13 protein-coding genes are annotated in these 16,294 nt (G+C 45.1%); 3 read left to right on the forward strand and 10 right to left on the reverse strand.

Annotation, left to right across the window (positions count from 1 at the left end):
- Positions 1-41 precede the first annotated feature (41 nt).
- Together AAFP11_RS04210 and AAFP11_RS04215 are read left to right on the forward strand one after the other, a co-directional pair.
- Positions 42-836: a YdcF family protein gene (locus AAFP11_RS04210; protein WP_341735898.1), complete on the forward strand. Its 795-nt coding sequence runs from the start codon at positions 42-44 to the stop codon at positions 834-836.
- Positions 837-966: 130 nt separating this feature from the next.
- Positions 967-1,200 (forward strand): hypothetical protein, encoded by a 234-nt coding sequence (locus tag AAFP11_RS04215; protein WP_341735899.1) that lies wholly within the window; start codon positions 967-969, stop codon positions 1,198-1,200.
- A gap of 97 nt (positions 1,201-1,297) precedes the next feature.
- Here the strand turns inward: AAFP11_RS04215 and AAFP11_RS04220 are convergent, their stop codons facing one another.
- The 5 genes from AAFP11_RS04220 to AAFP11_RS04240 all read right to left on the reverse strand — a co-directional run bounded on the left by AAFP11_RS04220 (position 1,298) and on the right by AAFP11_RS04240 (position 7,421).
- Positions 1,298-3,913 (reverse strand): PAS domain S-box protein, encoded by a 2,616-nt coding sequence (locus tag AAFP11_RS04220; protein ID WP_341735900.1) that lies wholly within the window; start codon positions 3,911-3,913, stop codon positions 1,298-1,300.
- Between the two features lie 249 nt (positions 3,914-4,162).
- Entirely contained in the window at positions 4,163-4,918 is a 756-nt protein-coding gene (locus AAFP11_RS04225) for a phycobilisome rod-core linker polypeptide (RefSeq protein WP_341735901.1), read from the reverse strand.
- Positions 4,919-5,005: 87 nt separating this feature from the next.
- Entirely contained in the window at positions 5,006-5,338 is a 333-nt protein-coding gene (locus AAFP11_RS04230) for a CpeR family transcriptional regulator (protein ID WP_341735902.1), read from the reverse strand.
- A gap of 118 nt (positions 5,339-5,456) precedes the next feature.
- Positions 5,457-6,206, reverse strand: a complete 750-nt coding sequence (locus AAFP11_RS04235) for a phycobilisome rod-core linker polypeptide (protein WP_341735903.1) — start codon at positions 6,204-6,206, stop codon at positions 5,457-5,459.
- Positions 6,207-6,560: 354 nt separating this feature from the next.
- Complete coding sequence (locus tag AAFP11_RS04240; RefSeq protein ID WP_341735904.1) at positions 6,561-7,421, reverse strand: phycobilisome linker polypeptide; 861 nt, start codon at positions 7,419-7,421, stop codon at positions 6,561-6,563.
- A 405-nt stretch (positions 7,422-7,826) separates the two neighbouring features.
- On the opposite strand from AAFP11_RS04240, the gene AAFP11_RS04245 reads away from it, so the two are divergent.
- On the forward strand, positions 7,827-8,540 hold the full coding sequence (locus AAFP11_RS04245; RefSeq protein ID WP_341735905.1) for a response regulator transcription factor: 714 nt from the start codon (positions 7,827-7,829) through the stop codon (positions 8,538-8,540).
- Between the two features lie 117 nt (positions 8,541-8,657).
- On the opposite strand, the gene AAFP11_RS04250 is transcribed toward AAFP11_RS04245, so the two are convergent.
- From AAFP11_RS04250 to AAFP11_RS04270, 5 genes are all read right to left on the reverse strand, one after another.
- Positions 8,658-8,891 carry a ferredoxin-thioredoxin reductase variable chain gene (locus AAFP11_RS04250; protein ID WP_341735906.1) on the reverse strand — a complete coding sequence of 78 codons (234 nt, stop codon included), beginning with the start codon at positions 8,889-8,891 and terminating at the stop codon, positions 8,658-8,660.
- 456 nt (positions 8,892-9,347) lie between these two features.
- Positions 9,348-12,116 carry a DUF3536 domain-containing protein gene (locus tag AAFP11_RS04255; RefSeq protein ID WP_341735907.1) on the reverse strand — a complete coding sequence of 923 codons (2,769 nt, stop codon included), beginning with the start codon at positions 12,114-12,116 and terminating at the stop codon, positions 9,348-9,350.
- A 294-nt stretch (positions 12,117-12,410) separates the two neighbouring features.
- A complete protein-coding gene (locus tag AAFP11_RS04260; RefSeq protein ID WP_341735908.1) occupies positions 12,411-12,614 on the reverse strand; it encodes a hypothetical protein in 204 nt (67 codons plus the stop codon).
- A gap of 33 nt (positions 12,615-12,647) precedes the next feature.
- On the reverse strand, positions 12,648-13,844 hold the full coding sequence (locus AAFP11_RS04265) for an FAD-dependent monooxygenase (RefSeq protein ID WP_341735909.1): 1,197 nt from the start codon (positions 13,842-13,844) through the stop codon (positions 12,648-12,650).
- Between the two features lie 36 nt (positions 13,845-13,880).
- Positions 13,881-16,292, reverse strand: coding sequence for a response regulator (locus tag AAFP11_RS04270; protein ID WP_341735910.1), 2,412 nt, complete (start codon positions 16,290-16,292; stop codon positions 13,881-13,883).
- Between the last annotated feature and the right edge of the window lie 2 nt (positions 16,293-16,294).

Raw genomic sequence — 16,294 nt, forward strand, 5'->3', positions numbered from 1 at the left:
GGCTGGATGGCCTGTTCCACAAGCATGATTGGAGAAGTTTAATGTTTGTATTTTTGTCAAAGCTACTACCACTTTTTATCTATCCTTTGGGGTTGAGTTGCTTGTTAATGATGGCGGCTTTAATCATGGTGTTGCAGCGTCGGAAATGGTCGGCTTTGCCAATGGCTGTAGCTGTAATTATTTTACTCTTGGGAAGTAGCGGTTGGGTTTCCAAGTCTCTAGTTAAATCCCTCGAATGGCAAAATTTACCAACAACAGAATTGCCCCAAGCTGATGCTATTATTGTCTTGGGTGGTGGTGTCAAAGCTGCTTTACCGCCACGGCCTTGGGTGGAATTGGGCGAAGCTGGCGATCGCATTATTTACGCTTCCCGACTGTATCGTCAAGGAAAAGCCCCTCTGCTAATTCTCAGTGGCGGTAGAGTAGAGTGGAAAGGTGGCGGATCTCCCGAATCGGCAGACATGGCAGAAATCGCCCAAACTTCCGGCGTACCTGCATCAGCAATTCTGCAAGATCCCGATTCAAATAACACTTATCAAAATGCGGTAAATGTGCGAAAAATTTTAGATGCTAAAAATATCAAAGGGTCAATTTTGTTAGTAACATCGGCGATGCACATGACTCGATCGCTTTTAATTTTTCAGCGTCAGGGAATAAAAGCAATTGCTGCACCCACAGATTTTCATATTACTCAACAGGATATGGCAACTTCTCAAAGCAATTGGCAAGCAGTGATACTCAATTGTCTACCGGATTCCTATCAGTTACACCAGTCAACCACAGCGTTGAAAGAATATATTGGCTTAATTGTATATCGCCTGCTAGGATGGCTTTAGGGGAATTTTAGATTTTGGATTTTGGATTTAAGATTAATTGAACCGCGAAGGCGCTAAGGACACGAAGGAAGAAAGTGTGTTAGTTTAGAGTAATTACAGCCAATCTTTGGCATAATCGCCCCAAACAATTATGTTGCCTCACGAGTTGCAAGGTATTGTCCCAGAATCCACTCCCGCGGCCGAAAGTTTACAACAAAACCAAATTGTTCGGGATTTTTATTCCGAAGTTAAGTACCGTCAAGAACTAGAACAACACTGTCAATGGTACTATGCTACAGCCAAGCAGCACCAGCAGGAAGTGCAAAAAATGCAGGGAGATTTGAACATTTTTGGTTGGTTTTGTCGGCGACGGCATAAGAATTAAAAGCATTTTCCTGCTTCCCCAAGTAAACATTACGGTCTATCTTTAGAGTTTCGATCCCCTCAAAATTGTCACTACACAATCCGTTGCCGAACTTCGGCTATACCAACGGAAGTGTCACGACACAATTTGTACCAATACCAACTTCACTGGTAATCTGAATGCTACCTTGATGTAAGTCCACGCACTTTTTGACCACGATCAACCCCAATCCCGTACCAGGGATAGTTCGGACATTCTTACCTCGCTGAAATGGCTCAAACAACTGCTTTATATCTTCAGGGAAAATGCCAATTCCTCGATCGCGAACCCGGAGGATAACAGCATATGGCTGAAACTCTAAACCAAGATGAACATTACCTCCATTGGGCGAATACTTGATCGCATTCGATAACACATTCGATAGAATAGAACGCAACAACTTTTCATCCAAACAAACGGGAATTGGATTTCCCTCACAGGTAAACGTGAGGGTATACTGACTGCCAGCACTGAGTCGCATTTCCTCCACAAATTGATAGCAAAAATTGTCCAAAATCAGAAGTTTTGGATTAAATTCTAGTTTCCCTGTTTCGGCGCGATTGATGGTTAAAATATCATCCAGCAACTGCACCATATTCCTCACAGAATCCTGAATTCGGTGCAGATTTCTCAGTCGCTTTTGGGAATCATTCCATTCGTCTGGACTGTTTTCTAGGATTTGAGCTGCTGCCAAAGCGGTGCTGAGTGGGGTGCGAAATTCATGGGATGCCATTGAAAAAAAGCGGGTTTTCAGAATACTGAGTTCTTGTTCACGCTCTAGGGCTAACCGAATTTCGTCCAGTCGTTTTCGCTCGGTAATGTCACGAGCATTGACTATAATTTGTGTCGTGGCTGCATTGTCGATAAAAGGCTGGCTAATCGCTTCTAAGGTTCGCCAAGAATTATCTTTGTGCCGATAGCGGAACTCAATCGGACGGTTTATTTCTGCACTTTGCAGGGTATTGGTAAAACTGTAGTAAGTAGTGGTAAAATCATCTGGGTGAATTGGCTCAAATATTTTCTTACCCACGAGTTCAGATACTAAATATCCTAAGACTTTTTCTACAGAAGGACTGACGTAGCGGATAGTGCCTTCTGTATTTAAAATCATAATGATATCGAGAGCATTTTCAATTAGCGATCGAAATCTTTCTTCGCTTTGTCGTAATGCTTGTTCTGCTTGTTTTCGTCCGGTTGTGTCTCGCTGGATGGCGATCCAGTGCGTATACCAACCTCTTTGATCGGCAACAGGGACGATGCTGAATTCATTCCAAAATTCCGAGCCATTTTTACGGTAGTTAATCACTTCAACGGTGACTGGTTCCCAGCGCGAAAGTGCAGTCCGAATCTTGTCTAATTCTACGCGATCGGTTTTTGTTCCCTGCAAAATCCGAGGTGTTTTTCCCAACACTTCCTCTGGGCTATATCCTGTAATCTGGGTAAATGCTTCGTTGACATAGATAATACGAGGGCCAGGTTCATTAATGGGTTCCGCTTCGGTAATGACAACGGCATCGTTTGTGTTGACGACAACTGACTGGAGAAGTCGCACTTGTTCTGCTTGTTGCTTTTGTTCGGTAATGTCGGCAATCACTGCCACAATGCCGTCAATCTGATTCTCACTATTCTTTAAAGGGGCAGCGGAGAAGATAATATCGATCGCACTTCCATCTTTTTTATGACGACGCAGTTCGACTCTGCTATAGGTGGTTCCTTGCAGGAGATTGGTGCGGAGTGTGGAATAGTCTTCTAATGGATCGTCGAGAAAAATAGGGTTGGGATGGTTGATAACTTCTGCTTCAGTCCAGCCAAACATCTGTTCGGCGGCGGGATTCCAAATCTTCACGTACCCCTCTACATCCAACGTGAAAATAGCGCGAGGAGATGCGGTAATCAGGGTTTGCAGGGTGTGGTTGGTGTGGCGCAGTTCTACTTCGGTGCGCTGTCGTTCGGCAATTTCGCCCCGCAGGGCGACGTTGGCTTCAGCTAATTCTTCGGTGCGTTGCTGGACACGCTGTTCGAGTTCGGCATTGAGTTGTTGAAGTTGTTGGTATAATTCAGATTGTTGAATGGCGATCGCCACTTGCGTCGCTAGTTGCTGCATTAACTGGACTTCCCAAGTTTCCCAGGTACGGGGGCGATCGCATTGATGAGCAATCAATAACCCCCAAAGATCAGGGACGGAATGACTCCCTTCAACCTCCCGATTTTCTTGGAGGATGGGTACAACCAATTTTGCTTTGACTCCAAATTGTTGGACAAAATCCGTCAGACAAGGTTCGACATCGGCTTGTTCAACATTGGTAATCAGGCGGGTTTTCCCCAGAGAGTAAGCCTGATGGTACTCCCTCGGAAATACTTCTTCTGGAAAAGATGTTCCTAAAATGACGGGGTAAGGGGGTAACACTGTTTCGTTGATGGCGCTACCCGTTCCATCTGGCCATATACGGTAAATGAGAACGCGATCGGCTTCCAGAAAGCGCTGCACATCTGCCACCGTGGTTTCTAGCACTTCATCCAAATCCAGAGATTGCCGAATGTGTTGAGCAATTTGATTGACTAACCGTTCGCGATCGGTTTGTTGTCGCAGCACCCCTTCTGCCCGTCGCCGTCGGGCTACTTCCTGCTTGAAGTAGAAGCAAATTACTACCAGAAATAAAACGCCGATCGCAACGAGAAAAGTGCCATTCAGCATGGGAATAGGAATAAGGGAACCGATCGCATTCTTACTACCAGCTTATTGGTGACAAATTAAGACTGAAACCCATAATAAATGTCGCTTTTAGTCGAGTCTAGATCCCCCTCGCATCCCCCTTAAGAAGGGGGACTTTGAGTAGAATCTTGTTCCCCCCTTATTAAGGGGGGTTAGGGGGGATCTAAATTTAATAGTTAAACAGCAAGTCTATGAATGGGTTTAAACTTAAGTTGTCACCAATGCTACCAGTTACTGATTGCCGATCGCAATGGCTAACATGACAATTACGATGCCACAAACAGGCAACAATAATGCTGCAACCATTGGCCCGTTTGCACGTTCAACGAAAGTCGCAAAATCAAATCGTTCATTTTGAGTAAACAAACCATCGGCTCTCTGAATAGGACCCCAAGGACCACTGAGACTGGATTTGGGGAGTTTGTTGCGATAATCTATGCCATAACGAGCCATGCGCTCAAAGGGCAAGTCGCCTTGACTGCGCTGAGGCAAAATCCGTCGCCGTTGATAGGGAACGATGTCTTCGCCAAAGTTAATCGAGTATTCTTCGCTATTGAGCAAATCATCAATGAATCCTGGCAATCCTTTGGTTGCCAGAACGATCGACCAAGCCATCTTTTCGCGATCGTTATACACTTCACGACCCAAAATCCGCTGGATACATATCTGCACAAAGCGATAGTTATTATTGCTATTGTAGACGAGCCGCCGAAATGAATCAGAAACAGCCAGTCCTCGAATGAAATCTTTGACTGTAATTTGACCAACTCTTAGTTGAGACTCCAAAAACCGTTGCCGATTGCTAGCAAGCATCTGTTGTTCGTTACATATCTGGCGGTAGGCCACATGAATGAGAGTATCCATCTCACCCGGTGAGAGCGTATTTTCGGTGGTGTAAATTCTCGGTTGTTCATCACCAGGAACTTCGTAGCCTGCGACGCGCTGATTTTGAGAGGATGGTGAATAGCTTAAAAGGGGAAGAGCCATGAAATTTCCTGTGTTTTAAATTTAGACAAAGTGGATTGATTGTGCAAGCTTCATCTCGAAAACATTCCGATTGTGCTATCTCCTAGATCAACAACTTGGATCGAATCGAGTATGAAAACTGCCATATTTAAACCAGTATTGCTTGAGGTTATGACAAGGCGTATGCAAACTGGCTTTGGCACGATATAGAATGACTTGACGATGATCGCCCATCCAAATTTTGTCGATCGCATCAACCGAAATTAATGTTCCTCCTAAAGCCCTAATAGACTCGGTAAATCGCTCAATCGCGCTATAGTCGATAGTCTCAAAGAGATAAAAGTTGCCAGAACAAATTAAATGACGGCTGCGAATCCAGCATTGCAATTTTTTTTGGGCTTGTGGTGGCAACATTCTAATGCGGTTGAGCGTGAGACTCATGGTTGAACGGCAAAAGGTGATGAGGATTTCAGATTGGATTTTGTCAAGTCAGTTTATCGATCGAGGTGTAATAGCTTTAGATGGATTAAATCTATTACACCTCTTGTTTTGGTTTGATTTAGTTGATCTCCGTGATGCTCGCAATTTTTCCAGAAGTGCGATTAATCCGCTGAATTTGCGAGCTCATATGATTGCCTTGCACAATGTATGTCGTGGTACTGCGGCGCCGAGGTCGATCGAACTTAGACCCTGTTACCACAATCTTGAACATCTTTTCAGTTGCGACATAAGCCCCTCCTCGACTGGTTGCAGGCTTAATCGTGTTGGCGCTGTTGGTGGCAACGGCGTAGACTAACTGAGATGCTTTGACGGCACTGTCGATTTGAGCAAAACCGCGATCGAGAGCAAACATCCGGTTGTAGCCCACTTGCTTGGTATTTGCCTCGCTGCTTCTGCCTCGGTAGTAAGGAACAACGTTTTCACCAAACGCAGATTGATACTCATCACTGTCGATATAGGAGTCTATTTCGGCAGCGTAGCCTTGTTCAACACAGCGGATAATGTGCTCGGAAATTTCAGTTTGATCTTGGGGCGCACGGCCTAGTATGTGCAGGAAATTGAGTTCTACAAATCGGTAAGGAGCGCATTTTTGAAAGTAGCGAGTGCTATAGAAGTCAGATTTAGCCACTAATCGCACAAATTCACGGACGGATATACTGCGATCGCTCAATTGAGATTCCGCAGATACCAAACGTTCGCTTTCCATCACATGGGGATTGCCCAAAACCTGCTTATAGACGGCGCGAATTACAGCTTGCACTTCATCTACACCGCTGGTTGGCCACAGTTCATATGTCGAATCTGTCATTGCAATTAATCTCCTTTACAAATAGTTGGTAGTAGCTGAAATCTTGCAGCACGGTCAAGAACAGGCAAGATGCCTGTTCCACAAAGAGTGGATTTGGGAGCATCCCATTTTTGCAAATATATCCGTAGGGGCGAAGCATTCCGGCAATAAGTCCTTGCTTATAACTAATAAATTATGTGCCGGAATGCTTCGCCCTCTTCCCAAACTTGTACCGGAATGATTGTTGATTTTTGATGATTGATTGTTGATTGTTGATTGTTGATTGAAGCAAAGCTCCGAATTCTCATTACAAGCCCCGAATAATTCTTCAATCTAAAATCTAAAATCTAAAATCTAAAATCTATCGACTCTTGATTAAACAACAGTGATACTAGCGATCACGCCACCCTGTTTATGAATCCGTTGATAAGCTTGGGATAGATCGTTAAATGGCACTAGGTAAACCTGGTTACTGCGACGGAATTTGGAAATCCGATTCACCACATTGGCGCGATAACCCGTAACTTCAATGCGGTAGACTTTCCCGTTTTCATCCGATCCGGCACCATGACGAGTCCGGGCACTACCCAATGGATTGCGGAATGTCGATCCACTGCTGGCTGGAGAAATGACGGCGGTTGGCGTGCCCTGAATCACCAAGGAATTCAAGCGTGGACTCTTACCTGCCAGATTGCCCTTCAGGCTACTGCTAGAAGCACCTCGCACCAACTCGAAGGTATGGGTAAACTGCACCATGCTTTGGCAAGCTTCGGTTTTGTATCCCCGGATGTAGGGAACAATGTCGTCTCCAAACGTATTCTGGTATTCATCGCTGTCGAGATAAGAATCGATCTCAGCCTCGAAGCCCTGGGTATCCAGAATCGTACTTTTGCCCCGCATTTCTTCGAGATCTAGGGGAGGACGACCCAGCAGATGTCTGAAGTTGAGTTCGATCGCTCGATAACGCGCACAACTGTCGAAAAATCGCGATCGATACAACTCAGATTTTGCCATCTGTCGCACAAAGTCCCGCACCGTCAGTTCACCACGCTTAAACTGCGACTCAGGAACACTGAGGCGTTCGCTTTCCATCACGTAGGCATTTCCGAACACTTGTCGGTAGACTGCCTTAATAATGATTTCAAGGTCTTCATTTGAGTTGCCTGTAACCCATTCGAGCGGTGGGGTTTCATCAAACAGGCTGACTCCCAATCTTGAAGCAGGTCCAAAAGCCATTTAACAGTAATCTCCAAAATTAAGAATAAAAAGGGTGGGAGAATTTGACCCATCCAATTGCTTATGCGACCCAGAATTACATATCACAAGTAAAGGAATGAGTCAGAAAACGGTAAAGAAATCGGAAAGATTCTTAATAAGTAACAAATCTTGATTTTTAGCAATATTTTTTAAGAAAGCGTTGGCCGATGGTTTCTGAGTCTCCCTTGAGTCAAAACTTGTTGACATCTCGATCGACGATCCGTAAAATTTGGGTGCCAAATTCTAATAAAATGTTGAGAAGTGAGTGATGCCGATCGCACTATTTCGATTAAGCTGATGAGGTTGGCTCACTCAATCTTTTCTAAAAGTCACTAACTAAGTGACTTTTTACTCTCCCCCAGCCTCTCTCATATGAGGATTCTCTTGGTTGAAGACGATCTGCGCCTTGCAGAAACCTTGGCAGAAGCCCTGACAGACCAGCGCTATGTTGTTGATATTGTTACCGATGGGGAATCTGGGTGGCATCAAGCAAATATGCTCAATTATGATTTGCTGCTGCTAGATTTGATGTTACCAGAACTCGATGGCATTAGTTTGTGTCATAGATTGCGATCGCATGGCTATACTATGCCCGTCCTCATGATCACAGCCCGTGACACCCTCAGTGATGAAATTAATGGGCTTGATGCTGGGGCCGATGATTATGTTGTCAAGCCTGTAGATTTGCAAAAGCTGTTTGCTCGAATTCGAGCCTTATTACGTCGAGGAAGTAGCACTTCCCCGCCGATTTTAGAATGGGAAGAAATTCGCCTCAACCCCAGTACCTATGAAGTCAGCTATGGACACAATCCACTTCATCTGACACCCAAAGAATACGCAATTCTGGAACTTCTCTTGCGAAATGGTCGGCGTGTTCTTAGTCGAAGTGTGATGATTGAACACGTCTGGTCGTTGGAATCTCCTCCTGAAGAAAATACCGTCAAAGTTCACATCAGAAGTCTGCGCCAAAAGCTGAAAGCTGCTGGAGTAACTGAAGATTTAATTGAGACGGTTCACAGCATGGGCTATCGTCTGAAGCAATCAGATTCCCCTACAAATTTGATCGGCAATTCTTTGGAATTTAAAACTACTGGTTAAAAGAAGAAGGAAGAAGGAAGAAGGAAGAATGTTTTTCGCGAGCGAAAAAAACATAATAAATAGAACCCCGACTTCTTTAAGAAATCGGGGTTCTAACAGAAAAAAACAATGCTAAAGCTAGACTTCAGAAGATACCAATTCAACCTCATCTTCTCTGAGATGAGCTTTGAATTTTTTGTCAAACTGTACTAAAATCGGCCAATTGGCACTGACAGGTCTACCGTGCCATTCTTTAACGATGGCTACTACTTCTCCTTCCATATCCTTGACATCAAATGGTTGATTGCGATTTTGAGGATGGTGGTAGACAACAACAGAGTTTTTAATGCAAACGCGATCGCCAACTTTCATAGGTTATAAAATTTAGTGCTCTTTCTTCACAACTGTGCAAAGTTTACTTGTGCTTAAAACTTGTATGCTTTGCGAACGGTTTGTTCATCTTCTCACAGAAGCTGAACTAAAATTTAAAGAAAGCGATTTGCCACCCAAGTGGGGGCGGGTTTACGAGATTGTCGCTTTTAGGCAATTATTTTCGGTGAACCCGCCCCTTGTATAGCAACCGCCAAGACGGTTAGGACATCCTTAATCGCTGAAACTATTGCTAGTATTGCATCTTCCTTCTTCCTTCTTCCTGAAGCGGTTCCTGAGCCCTTCGGCTCAGGATAAACGCAGTCGTTGGGCCTTCTTCCTTCTGCTATATCTTGAAAGAGGTACATTTGAATTTACCGTTGGGGGCGGGCGGGTTTATTGAGATTGTTGATTCTTCTTATATATTGTTGGTGAAACCCGCCCCTACAGGATGTGGGGTTAATCGGAAAACGATCGCCCTAATTGATCCAACCAACACTCAACATCAACCGCGAGGGTTTGACCCAACTCCAGCAACTGTCGAATCACAGGCAACTCCCAGCCACTCTCTGAGTTAACGATATCCAATTCGGTAAGGTCGATCGCGCTTTTGGTCGTCGAACCAGTTTGTCGTTGCAGCCAGCCCAAACACAGAGGCACAATTTGACTGTGCATCGAATCAACATACAATTCTTGCGATCGATCCAAACACAAATCCAGCCCCAGCCGATGACCCACAGCAATCAAACGCTCAATGGTGCGAATATCAAGTTCTAACTCGGCAGGAGACAGCAGCGTCACATCAGAACCCTCTTGCAGCAGCGCCTTCAGAGACCGGTAAATCAACTTTTCCAAAATGTGCCTGACTTCAGGAACTTTCAGCCAACAGCGGAGGTTGTTCGCTTCAGTCGAAATTGCCTCGATTTCCGCCAGCAGTGACTCCGAGTCAGCCGTTTCCCGTTCCAGGGCCTTTGCCGCCGTCAAACAGCGGTGTCCCAAAGCCACTTCAGCCGCGACTTGCAACTCCACAGGTACGACCAATTCGTCACGGTGGAAGGCCATCATCACCCCGTAATTTTCGCGGTAAACCTGAGTGTAAAGCTGATCCAATCTGGTCAAATTTTCCTGACTTAGCAGTCGCACAATCCGGTGACGTTCTTCAGCGAACAAATCTCGTAAACTAAAAGACTGATCTCCAAACAGGCGAACCATTTCGAGAATGGCGTGGGCCGCTGAAGCTTCTTGCAAGACTCCAAACAGCCGTTCTTTGAGCATAGTGTAAGACCGATCGCTACCAAAAGGCTGAATACAGCAGTGGAAGTCCCAGCCGCCGAGGTGGAATGCCGCAAACACAAAAAGTTCTGTTTCTCGCGTAATTTCCGATGTTAACTGCAATTGACCCACACCCAGAGTCATTGATCCCATGCGCTGAATCTGGAAATCTAGCTGCTGGGCCTGATAGCAGTAAACTCGTTGTTCGCGGGGATATTTGGCAAACAGGGAACTGATGGCGTAGTGGGCTGCAACTTGTTTGAGACTGACTTGGGCTGTGGTAACGAGTTGGCGGTAAACTTCTGCCCCAGTTTTGAAGCATTCAACATTACTTGGTGCTAAGTCAAGCCGATCGACAAAATCCTGTTCTAGCTGAATACCTGTCACTTCCCCGGCTAATTCCACAGCCCTAGCTGCGTAGCGCAAAATCTGCACACCTTCAGGGCGAGATATTTCTTCAAAAAACCAGCCGCAGCTAGTGAACATCAACAGGGCGTGGCGCTGCATTTCCAGCAGTCGCAGTGCGTCTACCTGTTCGGCTGCGTTGAGAGGGTGAATTTGATGTTTGGACAGGAAATTGTCAACATTAGCCTGCGATCGATCGCCTATAACATCAATATATTCATCTCGCGCCGCCCAGGGATCGCGAAATAACTTGCGCCCCGCTTCCTCATAAATTGGTATGAGTCGATCGCGCAACCAATTCAGAGTATCCCGCAAAGGCCTGCGCCATTTGAGGTGCCATCCACCGCCACCACCGCAGCCACAATCATCTTGCCAGCGATCGACCCCATGAGAACAACTCCAAGCTGTCACTGGTTTGAGTTCCACTTCCCAATCGCTAGGATTTTGGCTTAAATAGTGAGCAAAATTCGTCACAGTCCAGCCGCGGCGGGGAAACTCTTCTGTGAAAGCGTAGGCTAGGCATTTTTCGGTGCTATTTTTGTGGTGTCCGAAGGTTTCGCCGTCGGTGGCGACGGAGATTAATTGGGATTTTCGGTGGTCCCCCCGCACGGCTTGACCCAAGCGCCCAGCCAGGTGGTTGCTGCTGCTGAGAACATCATTAAAGCCCATATCGCGCGAGATTGGGCCATCGTAGAAAAAGATATCGATGTAGGGAGTATTAGTTGTCGGTTCGGAATTGTGCCCGTTGGCGCGACTCAAATTGTGACTGCTAAGGGGGGAGAGTTGGTGGGAAACTGCCAGCCGCAGTTCTGGTTTCAAGTAGCAGCGGTAGGGGCGAGTCGGATCGATTTGACCTCCCCCGACTTCGCGCCATTCGGGATCGCTATTCTCATGGCCTGGAAGTTGGCGGCAGCGTTCGGCTTGGGAGGGGGCGAGGACGATGAAGCGAATGCCCTCAGCTACCAAAACTTCGAGGGTGGCGTAGTCTACCGCAGTTTCGGCCAGCCACATTCCTTCGGGGGCGCGATCGAACCGGGAACGGAAATCTGCGATCCCCCAGCGAATTTGGGTTTGTTTGTCTGGCTCGTTGGCCAGCGGCATGATGATGTGATTGTATACTTGGGCGATCGCGTTACCATGACCATTGAGTCTTTGACAGCTTTTGCGATCGGCTTCCAGAATCCGCTGATATACTTCCTCGTCGTAGCGTTCCAGCCAACTCATCAGGGTCGGTCCGATGTTGAAGCTGAGATATTCGTAGTTATTGACGATCCCCGCGACTTCGCCGCGATCGTTGAGGATGCGCGCAAAGGCGTTGGGGCGGTAGCACTCTTTGTCGATGCGTTCGTTCCAGTCATGGAAGGGATGGGCGCTGGCTTGGCGTTCGATCGCATCTAGGTAAGGGTTTTCCCGTGGTGGCTGGTAGAAGTGACCGTGAACCGTCACGCATACTCCTGTGGCTGTAGCCACCATGTTTTGGGTTCCGGCCGTTGTTTCCCGTGTGTCGGAGAAACTGAGCCGATCGGATTTAGTCTGAGAAATGGAAACCATTCGATCGAATCCTCAAGTAGTTTAAAGACAACAAAAACCGCAAAATTAATTGCAGAAACTTTTGACAGCGCCCGTTTGAGCATCAGGTATCTGTCGGGGCTAATTTTTGGTAAACAAATTTTGATACATCTGTAGTAGTGTGGGAAAAGCATTCGTTCCGAGATGCCGATCGTCAATCCCTGAGTTTTTCCGCAAATGCTTTGTTGTTGAGTTAGTTAAAAAATGTACTGTTCCTGCTTTCTGGCACTTTCGACCCATTTCAGGTTAGTGTTTGCAGGATTGTTGATTGAGTTTTTATTTACATGGCCCGATCGTAAAGTATAAATCTTTAAATTGCAAGTTTCCGCCGCAAAAATTTAATGTTTGGCAATCAATCTTGAGCTGTGGTGTTTTGTAGGGGCGATCGGGTAGCGCTTCCGACTCCCCACTGGTGACAGAGGGGCTGGCTTCTTGAATGTGAATCGGGCCGATCGGTCCTTGAATAATTGTCGATCGCATAAAATTTTCTCCTCAATTTTAATCTTCCTGTTTTTAAACAACCAATTTTACCTCTGTTACTCCTTGGCGCAACTCATACTGTCCTTTCACCCAAAATTGTTTAATTCTTTCACTCAAAAACGGAGCCAATTGCATCATCAATAAACGCACAAATCCATTATTTCGCAATTGTTCGCCTTTCCATGCTTCTTGTGCTTGCAGTTGTTGGGCGCGCCTAATTTCTGGTTCCCGTTGGGCCTGAATCTGCGATAATGCTAAATCAATATCCTCATCATTAGCCCCTGCTTTCAATAAAGGTACAAGGTGATTTGCCGCCACAATTACATCACGAAAACCCATATTAATTCCTTGGGCGCGCACCGGAGACATGGGGTGGGCGGCATCCCCCAAAAGTAGGATTCCTGGCTGATACCAGCGCGGACAACAACCAACTACTACAGATAGTCGCTGGGGAGATTCTATGGTATCTTTATGGTTACGGAAATGCTCGGCCATCCATAAAGGCGATCGCGATGCGAAAGTTTCCGCCCAATCTGTGTGTTTGCGATCGGTTTTGTCCTCGGCTGATAACACCCAAGCCAGATGCAGTTTGCCATCTTCTGCGCCGTGAAAAACACTGAATGCACTACCATCATTAAGGATAGAATAAAAGACATTATCCGCCACAAACCGAGGATGAGCAGCCAGTTTAAACCACAGCACATCGATACTCTTCTGCTGTTTCACCAACTCCAATCCAGCCCGTTGTCGTACCACGGAGTTTCTACCATCAGTACCAATGACAAGTGCCGCATAAATCTCTCGCCCATCTGCTAATTTGACGCCAGAAATGCGATCGTTGCTGTAAATTAAATCTTTTACGGGAACACCTTGGATCAATTCAAACTCTGGATGTAATTGAGCTGCGGCAATTAGTGCTTCCAGCAAAGGCGGCTGAGAAACTAGGGTACAAGGTTGATTTGAACCCATGGGCTCATCAACTCGAAATAATAGTCGATCGCCTACAATAAACTCCCAACCATCTATTTTTCGGTGTGGTACACTTGGGAGCATGGAGGATAAGCCCATTTGGGCGATCGCATCCAATCCACTCGGCATCAATCCTTCACCACGAAACACTCGGTAGCAATCTTTTGCAGCCTCAACAAAGGTAACACTAATCCCTCGTTTCACCAGCAGCAAGGCAAGTGCCGCACCAGTTGGCCCCGCTCCCACAATTACAACTTGCATCCCTGGCATTTCTGATAGTTAGCTAATTTCTTCCCACTATACCTTACTCATCGCAGAAACACAATTTGAACGAGAGGTACTGACATCGATCGGAATCTGCACAATAAACTCTGTCCCCTCACCAGGCGCAGAAATACAACTAATTTGACCTCGATGTTTTTCCACTATAATATTGTGACAAATAGATAACCCTAAACCTATACCACTTCCCACGGGTTTTGTAGTAAAAAACGGATCAAATATTTTAGAACGCACTTCTTCATTCATCCCATGACCATTATCAGCAATGCTAATCACAATGCCATTAGAAATGGGTGAATTAGATTGCCAACTATCCATTTTTGTACTGATGGTAATTCTGCGCCGTGAGGATTGAGTTTCCACAGCATCAATAGCATTAGCTATCAGGTTCATAAATACCTGATTTAACTGCGACGCATAACAAGTAAACTTTGGCAAGGGACTGTAGTCTTTAATTATCTCAATTTCCTTGCCATTATTTGAACCATTGATTAGGTGTTGCAAAATCAATAAAGTATTATCAATACCTTCATGAATATCCACTAACTTGTACTCTTTTTCATCTAGGCGGGAGAAGTTTCGTAAAGACAACACAATCTTGCTAATCCGAGATGCACCCTCTTTCATCGACTTCAACAATTTTGGATAATCATCGGCGATGAAATCGGGATCGATATGATCCAATATTTTCAGAATTTCTGCCGCTGGTTGGGGATAAGTTTTGCGGTACAATGTAACGATATCAAGCAAATCTCGCGCATAGTCCATCGCTACAGTAATGTTGCCGTAGATGAAGTTAACGGGATTATTGATTTCGTGAGCAACCCCAGCCACTAGCTGACCTAAAGAAGCCATTTTTGCCTTTTGTACCAACTGAGATTGAGTATTTTTGAGTTCCGTTAAGGTGTCTTCAAGTTGCTGTGCGTAGGATTGAATTTCTTCATAAATTTGGGCTTGCTTAATCGCAATTGCTACCGAGTCAGCCACTGCACACAGTAATTCTACTTCAAAAGCTTGCCAGTAGTACGATCGATTTTCTTTCACCACACAGATACTACCCCAAACTTGTGAGTCAACCTTGAGCGGTACAAATAACCATGCGCCAAGAGATAGTTGAGTTAAGCGTTGTTTAATTTCATCAGAACAAGTATTAACATCATCAATTTTCACAATTTCTGATTGCTTAAGCCGCTCGGAAATTTCATTATTTTCCTCGGAAGTTTCTAGCCCTAAACTTGTCTCTAACAGATTAGAATCATAATACTCTGATATGTTGACCCATAGTTTTCTGTCCGGGAAATATTTAACAATAGCAACACGGTCTACGCCTAGGCTAAGGGCAATCTCGCGGACAGCGGTAGCAAAAATAGTATTTAAATTAAGAGAACTGCGGATAGATTGAGTTAATTGATTAAGTAATTGCTCTTTTTGAAATTGCTGTTGCAATTTTTCTTCTGCCATTTTTCGCTGAAGTATTGAACCTAGTTGAGTTGCGAGAGCCTTCATCAATTCCATGATGCGGATTTGACACAAAATGGGTGTTGTATTGAAAAAGCTTAAAATCGCAATTACCCGATCTTCAACTAAAATTGGCACACCAAAACAGGCTTTTAAACCAACTCTATCCGCCATTTTATTGCGGATAAAAACTTCATCGGGTGCTAGGGAAATATCTTCTAGCCACTCTGGTTGTTTGGATGACCAGATTCTCCCTGGTAGTCCTATATTGGCAGCAAATTTTATGGGCAAACTTTGGTTTATATACTCGAATAAATTTGTTTTTTTGGTATAAGAGTTTTGACCGCAATTTAAACAACTTCCATCAGGACTGGGTATCCAAGCTTCTGCTAACTCCCAATTAATGAAGTCGCAACACAACCGCAGCATGACGGATATTGACTCTTCAAAATCGTTAGTTTCGGCCATGGCAAAGGTAGTGTGAAGCAAAAAATCGGTTTCTTCTTGGGCAACTTTTCTCTCCAGGATTTCTGATTCCAGGCTTTGATTTTGTTGTTGAATTTTCTGAAATAACCGACGTTGAATGAGTTGATTGGAGACACGGACCAGAACCTCTTGATCGTGAAAGGGTTTGGTAATATAATCGACTCCGCCGACTTCAAAAGCTTTGACTTTATCAAAAACTTCATTTAAAGCACTAATAAAGATAACGGGAATGTCTTTGGTTTTTGGCGAAGCTTTCAAGGCATGGCAAACTTGATAGCCGTCCATGGCGGGCATCATGATGTCCAGCAAAATCAAATCTGGAGGAATTAAATCGATGGAACGTAGGGCTAGTTGACCATTAGGGGCAGTGCGTGTTTTGTATCCTTGCTCAGATAGTATTTGAGCTAAAAGTTGTAAATTCGTGGAAATATCATCAACAATTAAAATATTTCCTTTAAAAGAATGAGGTGTCTGATGATTCATGC

The sequence above is a fragment of the Microcoleus sp. CAWBG640 genome (genome assembly GCF_020883015.1).
GTDB classification, from domain to species: Bacteria; Cyanobacteriota; Cyanobacteriia; order Cyanobacteriales; family Microcoleaceae; genus Microcoleus; species Microcoleus anatoxicus.

Coding starts and splice junctions, on each gene's coding strand:
- AAFP11_RS04210 (WP_341735898.1), top strand. CDS start 42: ATGTTTGTATTTTTGTCAAAGCTACTACCACTTTTTATCTATCCTTTG.
- AAFP11_RS04215 (WP_341735899.1), top strand. CDS start 967: ATGTTGCCTCACGAGTTGCAAGGTATTGTCCCAGAATCCACTCCCGCG.
- AAFP11_RS04220 (WP_341735900.1), bottom strand. CDS start 3,913: ATGCTGAATGGCACTTTTCTCGTTGCGATCGGCGTTTTATTTCTGGTA.
- AAFP11_RS04225 (WP_341735901.1), bottom strand. CDS start 4,918: ATGGCTCTTCCCCTTTTAAGCTATTCACCATCCTCTCAAAATCAGCGC.
- AAFP11_RS04230 (WP_341735902.1), bottom strand. CDS start 5,338: ATGAGTCTCACGCTCAACCGCATTAGAATGTTGCCACCACAAGCCCAA.
- AAFP11_RS04235 (WP_341735903.1), bottom strand. CDS start 6,206: ATGACAGATTCGACATATGAACTGTGGCCAACCAGCGGTGTAGATGAA.
- AAFP11_RS04240 (WP_341735904.1), bottom strand. CDS start 7,421: ATGGCTTTTGGACCTGCTTCAAGATTGGGAGTCAGCCTGTTTGATGAA.
- AAFP11_RS04250 (WP_341735906.1), bottom strand. CDS start 8,891: ATGAAAGTTGGCGATCGCGTTTGCATTAAAAACTCTGTTGTTGTCTAC.
- AAFP11_RS04255 (WP_341735907.1), bottom strand. CDS start 12,116: ATGGTTTCCATTTCTCAGACTAAATCCGATCGGCTCAGTTTCTCCGAC.
- AAFP11_RS04260 (WP_341735908.1), bottom strand. CDS start 12,614: ATGCGATCGACAATTATTCAAGGACCGATCGGCCCGATTCACATTCAA.
- AAFP11_RS04265 (WP_341735909.1), bottom strand. CDS start 13,844: ATGCAAGTTGTAATTGTGGGAGCGGGGCCAACTGGTGCGGCACTTGCC.
- AAFP11_RS04270 (WP_341735910.1), bottom strand. CDS start 16,292: ATGAATCATCAGACACCTCATTCTTTTAAAGGAAATATTTTAATTGTT.